This is a genomic window from Acinetobacter sp. IRS14 (assembly GCF_034650275.1).
In the GTDB taxonomy this organism is placed as follows: domain Bacteria; phylum Pseudomonadota; class Gammaproteobacteria; order Pseudomonadales; family Moraxellaceae; genus Acinetobacter; species Acinetobacter oleivorans.
This window is the reverse complement of sequence record NZ_JAOVFN010000043.1, coordinates 1-7,944: the sequence shown is the minus strand read 5'-3', so window position 1 is coordinate 7,944 and position 7,944 is coordinate 1. Positions and strand designations below refer to the sequence as shown.

At 39.2% G+C, this 7,944-nt stretch carries 7 protein-coding genes and 1 tRNA gene; 4 read left to right on the top strand and 4 right to left on the bottom strand.

Annotated features, from left to right (window positions below; all coding sequences use genetic code 11):
• Positions 1 to 66: 66 nt before the first annotated feature.
• Positions 67 to 140, bottom strand: a tRNA-Cys gene (locus ODQ17_RS18860).
• 152 nt (positions 141 to 292) lie between these two features.
• Between ODQ17_RS18860 and folD the strand changes: the two genes are divergently transcribed.
• Positions 293 to 1,141, top strand: a complete 849-nt coding sequence (gene folD, locus ODQ17_RS18855; protein WP_005307926.1) for a bifunctional methylenetetrahydrofolate dehydrogenase/methenyltetrahydrofolate cyclohydrolase FolD — start codon at positions 293 to 295, stop codon at positions 1,139 to 1,141.
• 240 nt (positions 1,142 to 1,381) lie between these two features.
• Positions 1,382 to 2,050, top strand: a complete 669-nt coding sequence (locus tag ODQ17_RS18850; RefSeq protein WP_322905575.1) for a class I SAM-dependent methyltransferase — start codon at positions 1,382 to 1,384, stop codon at positions 2,048 to 2,050.
• Positions 2,051 to 2,071: 21 nt separating this feature from the next.
• On the opposite strand, the gene ODQ17_RS18845 is transcribed toward ODQ17_RS18850, so the two are convergent.
• Positions 2,072 to 2,494 carry a hypothetical protein gene (locus tag ODQ17_RS18845; protein WP_322905573.1) on the bottom strand — a complete coding sequence of 141 codons (423 nt, stop codon included), beginning with the start codon at positions 2,492 to 2,494 and terminating at the stop codon, positions 2,072 to 2,074.
• Between the two features lie 116 nt (positions 2,495 to 2,610).
• On the bottom strand, positions 2,611 to 3,942 hold the full coding sequence (locus ODQ17_RS18840; protein ID WP_252612214.1) for an MFS transporter: 1,332 nt from the start codon (positions 3,940 to 3,942) through the stop codon (positions 2,611 to 2,613).
• Between the two features lie 372 nt (positions 3,943 to 4,314).
• Here ODQ17_RS18840 and glpK point away from each other — a divergent pair, with 372 nt between their 5' ends.
• Both glpK and glpD read left to right on the top strand, forming a co-directional pair.
• Entirely contained in the window at positions 4,315 to 5,823 is a 1,509-nt protein-coding gene (glpK, locus tag ODQ17_RS18835; RefSeq protein WP_322905571.1) for a glycerol kinase GlpK, read from the top strand.
• A gap of 153 nt (positions 5,824 to 5,976) precedes the next feature.
• Positions 5,977 to 7,494 (top strand): glycerol-3-phosphate dehydrogenase, encoded by a 1,518-nt coding sequence (gene glpD, locus ODQ17_RS18830; RefSeq protein WP_151768409.1) that lies wholly within the window; start codon positions 5,977 to 5,979, stop codon positions 7,492 to 7,494.
• A gap of 41 nt (positions 7,495 to 7,535) precedes the next feature.
• Here glpD and ODQ17_RS18825 read toward each other — a convergent pair.
• Positions 7,536 to 7,944, bottom strand: a 409-nt coding sequence (locus ODQ17_RS18825; RefSeq protein ID WP_322905569.1) for a phosphoenolpyruvate carboxykinase domain-containing protein, incomplete at its 5' end; no start/stop codon positions are given.

Genomic DNA, 7,944 nt, shown 5'->3' with positions numbered 1-7,944 from the left:
CTTTGTGGGCGGGGGATTTTAAATCCCCTGTGTCTACCTATTTCACCACCCGGGCTTTACCAAGTTTGGAGGCGGAGGTCGGAATCGAACCGGCGTCCACGGAGTTGCAGTCCGCTGCATGACCACTCTGCCACCCCGCCTACATTTGGTGATGCACATATTAGCAACCTTTAGAAAAAAAACAATACTGTTTTGAGATAAGATGAACATAAAAGCAACATCTAGAATAAATTTGTCCAAATAATCATGTATTATTGGCACATTAAATTCATGTCTACCTTGGAGATGTGCTGTGGCATTGGTTTTAGACGGTCGTGCATTAGCAAAGCAAATTGAAGAAAATTTGTCAGTACGTGTTGAAGCTTTAAAAGCTAAAACAGGTCGTACCCCAATTTTAGCGACTATTTTGGTTGGGGATGATGGCGCATCTGCAACTTATGTACGCATGAAAGGAAATGCTTGCCGTCGAGTAGGCATGGATTCTTTAAAAATTGAGTTATCACAAGAAACTACAACAGAACAATTATTAGCTGAAATCGAAAAGCTAAATGCTAATCCAGATGTTCACGGTATTCTTCTACAACATCCAGTTCCTGCACAAATTGATGAGCGCGCATGTTTTGATGCAATCTCATTAGCTAAAGATGTTGATGGTGTAACTTGTCTTGGTTTTGGCCGTATGGCTATGGGCGAAGCTGCATATGGTTCAGCAACTCCTGCGGGCATTATGACCATTTTAAAAGAAAACAACATTGAAATTGCTGGCAAGCATGCAGTTGTGGTTGGTCGTTCAGCAATTTTAGGTAAACCAATGGCAATGATGCTATTGCAAGCGAATGCAACAGTAACGATTTGCCATTCACGCACACAAAACTTAGCTGAGCTTGTGAAACAAGCTGACATTATTGTTGGTGCTGTAGGTAAAGCTGAACTCATCCAAAAAGACTGGATTAAACAAGGTGCAGTAGTTGTTGATGCTGGTTTCCATCCACGCGATGGTGGTGGTGTAGGCGACATCCAGCTACAAGGTATTGAAGAAATTGCTTCTGCTTACACGCCAGTACCAGGTGGTGTAGGTCCAATGACAATTACAACTTTGATTCGTCAAACTGTAGAAGCTGCTGAAAAAGCTTTAGGTTAATTTAATTTATTCACGACGGCGTCCTACTGTTTAGCGTAAATGTTAGGAGCACGTATGTTACTTTTCTTTCGGGATGAGTAGCGAAGCTACGCAAGACCAAAACGGTTGCTGTAATTAATACATTGGAATTGAACTAACGTATTTTTTAGTAACTAAACGCTATCATGTTATAAGCCGCTGTTTTAGTCTTGCTCGCAATGTGGTTAATCAAATAGTAATTATAAATTGTTGAGCTTATTTATGAGCTGCACTTTCCAACTTACCAAAGCCCCTGAACATTTACTTCAAGCCTTGCATGAAGTGATTCCTCATTGTGAGTTGATGGCACAACAGTTACCAGAAACACCTATTTCTTTATGGTTGATTCCACCCGTTTTCCCAACTGATCGCTTAGATGATGAGGCTATTCGCCGTATCTGGAATGACACGCCATATTGGATTTTTTGCTGGGCATCTGGTTTAGCAATGGCGCAGTGGTTACTTGCAGAGCCTCATCATGTTAAAGATAAAGTTGTTCTAGATTTTGGTGCAGGTTCGGGCGTAGTCGCAATTGCAGCTAAAATGGCTGGTGCTAAAAGAGTAATTTGTTGTGATATTGATCAAGTTAGTCTTGCTGCCTGCCGTGAAAATGCTTTATTGAATGATGTTGAGCTGGAATATCTGGACGATTTGTATAAAGCAGAGCAAGTTGATGTTTTATTGGCTGCTGATGTGTTGTATGACCAGTGCAACCGTTTCTTTTTAGATGAATTCTTGAAATTTGCGCCAGAGGTTTGGGTCGCAGATAGCCGTGTTAAAAACTTTAGTCATCCAAAATATCAAAAAATTGATGAAAGAAGCGCATCAACATGGCCAGATCTTGATGAAGCTAAAGAATTTAGAAATGTAAGTTTTTATAAGACGCTGTAAAAGAACAGCGTCTTATTTATATTATGAGCAAGTATAACGAACTACTTTTAACGTACTTGGACGTGCTTCAAGTGCTTGGCGAGTCGCATAGTCTTCGCCATTGTTTAAGCTTGGTGTATTAGATAAACCAAATGAGGCACGAGTTTCGCCCAATTGAACACCATAATGTTCTTGTTTAGCCGGGTTTGAAATCTCATTAATGCTTAGTACTGATAATTTATAAACTTTTTGAGCACCTAATACATTTTGACAAGCACGTTGCAATTTACGTTCGTCTAACTGCTGATTAGTGCGGCTAGCCAATGTATAAGCTAAAGTTGCCGAAGTTTTTGTTTGGTTTTCAATTTGATAGCCAGTTGAGCCATTATATTGTCGAGGGGTGGTCTGACAAGCAGTTAAAATAAACATACTGCTTAATGCCAAACATAAAATACTTCTATTCATCAGTATCATCCTTATATTCTTATCTCTAGTATCTCATAAAACACAGTAATTGTTGGGGCTTAATCGCACGATTTAAGCTAACATCGGCTGGCGATATTAGCTCTTTTGTTAAAATATTAATGTTCTTTAATTTTTGAATGATGCTTAGTATCTTTCATAAAAATATAAATAATAAGTGAAATGAAGATCATAATACTCACATAAATAAAGTACCAAGATTCATGTCCAGCTTCTTTAAAACTTAAAGCAAAGAACTCTGCTGTACCGCCAAATAATGTATTGGCAATCGCGTAGGGTAAAGCTACCCCTAAAGCTCGAATATGCGCAGGAAAGAGCTCAGCTTTAACTACAGCATTAATTGAAGTATAACCCGTTACCATGACTAGACCTGCCAAACACAACCAGAATGCAGTCCAATAGTTGTGTGTGGTTGCAAGGGCATTAAATAAAATATAAGTAAATAAAACCCCAGTTACACCAAAGGCAATCATAAGTGGTTTACGTCCGATTCGGTCTGACAAAGCACCAGCTACAGGTTGTAAACACATGAAAATAAATAGCGCTAACGTGGTAATTTGAGTGGCTTCGGGTTTTGTAAATCCTGAAGTATTCACTAAATATTTTTGTAGGTACGTGGTGTAGGTATAAAAAGCTAAAGTTCCGCCAGCTGTTAAAAATAATACTGTAAAAGCTTCTTTCGGGTAGTGCTTGAATAAAGCAAACATGCCTGATTCTGGTTGGTCTTTTTCAGCTTGAGCATTTTTAAAAGATTGTGTTTCTAATAAGCCACGACGAATACGGAACACAACAATGGCAAGTAAAGCGCCAATAAAGAATGGAATACGCCATCCCCAATCATGCAACTGTTGTTCGGTTAATACCATTTGTAATATTAAAAGAACACATAGGGCCGTCAGTTGTCCTGCAATTAAGGTGACATATTGAAAGCTTGAGAAAAAACCACGCCGATTTTTTTCGGCCATTTCGCTTAAATAGGTGGCACTAGCGCCATATTCACCACCTACGCTTAAGCCTTGAATTAAACGAGCGACGACTAATAAAAGAGGTGCAAATACACCAATGCTTTCATAACTTGGTGTGACGGCGATAAGAAGTGAACCTACACACATTAAAGTAACGGAAAGAGTGAGACCTGCTTTACGTCCTTTACGGTCTGAATAGATTCCCATAATCCATGCACCGATCGGGCGCATTAAAAAACCTACAGCAAAAATTGCAGCCGCTTGAAGAAGTTGAGCTGTTTGACTTCCTTTTGGGAAAAATGCATGAGCAAAATAGAGCGTAAATGCGGCATATACGTACCAGTCGTACCATTCGACAAGGTTACCCGCGGAACCGCCCAAAATTGATTTTAGCCGGGTTTTTGTATCTAAATTAGAATGCGGAGTTGTTGCGGTAGAAGGTTGATCAACCATGAGTCGCTCCATGTTTCGCTTGGGTTGAATGCTAAAAAAGAGAAGTTTTATTCCGTTTTTACATATTATCCAGAGGAGTATTTCACTTTATTTTTTTTATGTCTGTAAAACAATGTTTATTATTTAAGCAAAGGAATAAGTTGAATATTCATGTGATTTCAAATTGGCCGATCAGCTCATTTTTATAGTCTTACTCCAATCTTTGACATACTATTTTTTCCAAGTAGTAAAAAGTGATAAAGAATGCGTAATGTTTAAGCCAAGAAAACCTATATCTCTTAAAAATAATGATATATTCCAAAGAAAATTTTAAATAAATACAGTTAGGCATGATGTCTTGGCATTATGGGCTAGATGTGTGTGGATAATGAAAGGGACATTCAGATGTCAAATTGCCCGAAAAAATATATTGTTGCTTTTGATCAGGGAACAACAAGCTCAAGAGCAATTGTTTTAGATCATGATGCTAACGTTGTAAGTATTGCTCAAAAAGAATTTACTCAGATTTATCCGCAGCCAGGTTGGGTTGAGCATGATCCTATGGAAATTTGGGCCACACAAAGTGCTGTTTGGGTAGAAGCTCTAGCTCAAGCTGGCATCAAGAGTGAACAAGTCGCAGCAATTGGGATTACAAACCAGCGGGAAACCACAATTGTATGGGATAAGAAAACAGGCAAGCCGATTTACAATGCAATTGTTTGGCAAAGCCGACAGACAACTGAAATATGTAATCAATTACAAAAAGCGGGTTGGCAAGAATATATTCGTAAAACAACAGGTTTAGTTATTGATCCTTATTTTTCTGCTACCAAAATAAAATGGATTTTGGATCATGTAGAAGGAAGCCGTGCACGTGCTGAGCAAGGGGAGTTATTGTTCGGTACGGTGGACACATGGTTAATCTGGAAATTAACCAATGGCGCAGCCCATGTCACTGATTTTACCAATGCTTCGCGAACCATGCTTTTTGATATTGAAAAGCTCGAATGGGATGAAAAACTTTTACAAGCTTTAGATATTCCTAGAGCAATGCTACCAGAGGTGCGTAGTTCATCTGAGGTGTATGGATACACACATACCATTAGCGGGCAAGAAGTGGGGATTCCAATTGCCGGTATAGCAGGGGATCAACAAGCTGCACTTTTCGGGCAAATGTGTGTAGAACCTGGACAAGCAAAAAATACCTATGGCACAGGCTGCTTTCTACTCATGAACACAGGTAAAAAGATTGTTCGTTCAGAGCATGGTTTACTGACGACGATTGCATGTGGTGCAAATGGTGAAGTGAACTATGCCTTAGAGGGTGCCGTGTTTAATGGTGGCTCTTGCGTACAGTGGCTTCGTGATGAGTTAAAGGTAATTAAGAACGCTAAAGACTCTGAGCTTTATGCAACACGTGTAAAAGACAGCAATGGTGTATATGTTGTACCTGCCTTTACAGGTTTAGGTGCTCCCTATTGGGACCCGACAGCGCGTGGGGCAATCTTTGGTCTCACTCGTGGAGCAAGTATAGAACATATTATTCGTGCAACTTTAGAGTCAATTGCTTACCAGACAAGAGACGTACTTGATGCGATGCAGCAAGATGCAGAAGAAGAGCTTCGTACACTTAGAGTCGATGGTGGAGTAACAGAAAATAATTTCTTGATGCAATTTCAAGCTGATATTTTATCAACCCCAGTAGAACGCCCAATAATGAAAGAAACTACTGCTTTAGGTGCAGCTTTTCTTGCAGGATTGGCAACGGGTTTCTGGCAAGATCTTCATGAGTTAAGAAATAAGTCTGCGATAGAAAAAGTATTTGAACCCAAAATGTCTTCTGAGCAATCTGAAGTTATTTATAAAGGTTGGCTGAAGGCAGTTAAGCGTAGTCAAAGTTGGGCTGAGGATTGATCTGTTCTTTAACTGGTTAAATTCAATAGTAGGATAATCAATTAACGGTAAATACTTGATTATTTAAAATTGATTATTCTACTTTTTTGATTGTTGTTTCATCAATTTGATGTTTTAATTTTTATAAGATCAACAATAAAAAGAAAATGAGAAATGACAGTACAGCCTAATGATTATTCAAAAATATATGACATTGCCGTGATTGGTGGCGGTATTAATGGCGTCGGTATTGCTAATGATGCAGCAGGCCGTGGCTTATCGGTATTTTTATGTGAAAAAGATGATTTAGCTAGTCACACCTCATCTGCGAGCAGTAAATTAATTCACGGCGGTTTACGCTATTTAGAACATAAAGAATTTCGGTTGGTTAGAGAAGCTTTAGCAGAGCGTGAAGTCTTGTTGGCTAAAGCTCCGCATATTATTAAACCAATGCGTTTTATTATGCCTCATCGGCCACATTTGCGTCCTGCGTGGTTAATTCGGGCAGGCCTATTTTTTTATGATCATTTAGGAAAACGAGAAAAATTATTAGGGTCAAATCTTATTTATTTCAAAGAAGATAGTCCCCTAAAACCCGCTATAACGCGTGGCTTTGAATATTCGGACTGTACTGTAGATGATGCACGTCTTGTTGTGTTGAATGCGCTACAAGCTAAAGAGAAGGGTGCCAAAGTTGTAACGCGGACAAGATGTGTTAAGGCTTATAGACAACAAGAACTGTGGCATTTGGAACTACAAAGCGGGGCTGAGTCTTATCAAATACGAGCAAAAGCCTTAGTGAATGCAGCAGGTCCTTGGGCCGAAGAAATTATTAGTGAAAACCTACAATTAAAATCGCCATATCAAATTCGGCTGATACAAGGTAGTCATATTGTTGTGCCTAAACTCTATGATTGTCATAAAGCATTTATTATGCAAAATGAAGACCGACGCATAGTGTTTGCCATTCCTTATTTAGAAAAATACACATTAATAGGTACGACAGATCAGGAATATTTAGATGATCCACAAAAGGTAGAGATTACCGATGTGGAAATAGATTACCTTTTGACAGTCACAAATTCACATTTTAAAAAGCAGCTCACCCGTACAGATATCGTCAGTCAGTTTTCTGGAGTTCGAGCTTTATGTGATGATGAGTCAGATAATCCGTCTGCAGTTACACGTGACTATACTTTGGCATTGCAAGTTGAAGATAAAACAGCTCCCTTGCTGTCGGTATTTGGTGGAAAGATTACAACTTATCGGAAATTAGCTGAATCGGCTCTGGAGCAACTTGGCCCGTTTTTTACAGATATGGGAGAGGAGTGGACTGCAAATGAAGTATTACCTGGGGCGGAGAATTGGACCACACTTGAAGATTTAGTTATAAAGATTCAAAACCAAGTTGAAGGGATAACCGAGCAGCTTGCTACTCGCTGGGCAAATGCCTATGGGTCTAGGGTTTGGGATATTTTGCATGAGCGAAAAGCTCTTGAGCAATTAGGGCAAGATTTTGGTCACGGTTTATTTGAATCTGAAGTTCAGTATTTATGTGAAAATGAATGGGCAAATACGGCAGAAGATATATTGTGGCGTAGAACTAAGTTAGGTTTGGCATTTGATGAAAAACAAGTAAAAAATTTGGAAAGCTATTTGACTGGACGTCGACAAAAAGATGATGCCGCATAATAAAAAAGGCCGCACAAGGCGACCTTTTTTATATTTAGCAATTAGAAGCCAGTTTTTACAGCTTCAAGTAAAGCTGCTTGACGTTCTTTTAATGCTTTTGGTAAGCGCTCACCAAGTTTATTGAATAACTCAGTGTGGCTTTCAATTTCAGTAACCCACTGATCTTTATCTTGAGCTGTGATAAGGTCAAATTCTTCTTTAGAGAATTCAGTACCTTCCCAATTCAAGTCATCGTAAGTTGGAACAAGGCCAATTGGTGTTTCAACAGCGTTTGCACGACCTTCACAACGGTCAATGATCCACTCAAGAACACGCATGTTTTGACCGAAACCAGGCCATACGAAGTTGCCTTCAGCATCACGACGGAACCAGTTTACATTGAAGATTTTTGGTAATTTATTACCAGCAGCTTCAGCTTTTGTACTTACTTCTTGACCAAGGCTTAACCAG

Excerpts from the sequence above, each read along its gene's own strand:
- ODQ17_RS18840 (WP_252612214.1), bottom strand. The coding sequence starts at position 3,942 with ATGGAGCGACTCATGGTTGATCAACCTTCTACCGCAACAACTCCGCAT.
- glpK (WP_322905571.1), top strand. The coding sequence starts at position 4,315 with ATGTCAAATTGCCCGAAAAAATATATTGTTGCTTTTGATCAGGGAACA.
- ODQ17_RS18845 (WP_322905573.1), bottom strand. The coding sequence starts at position 2,494 with ATGAATAGAAGTATTTTATGTTTGGCATTAAGCAGTATGTTTATTTTA.
- glpD (WP_151768409.1), top strand. The coding sequence starts at position 5,977 with ATGACAGTACAGCCTAATGATTATTCAAAAATATATGACATTGCCGTG.
- ODQ17_RS18850 (WP_322905575.1), top strand. The coding sequence starts at position 1,382 with ATGAGCTGCACTTTCCAACTTACCAAAGCCCCTGAACATTTACTTCAA.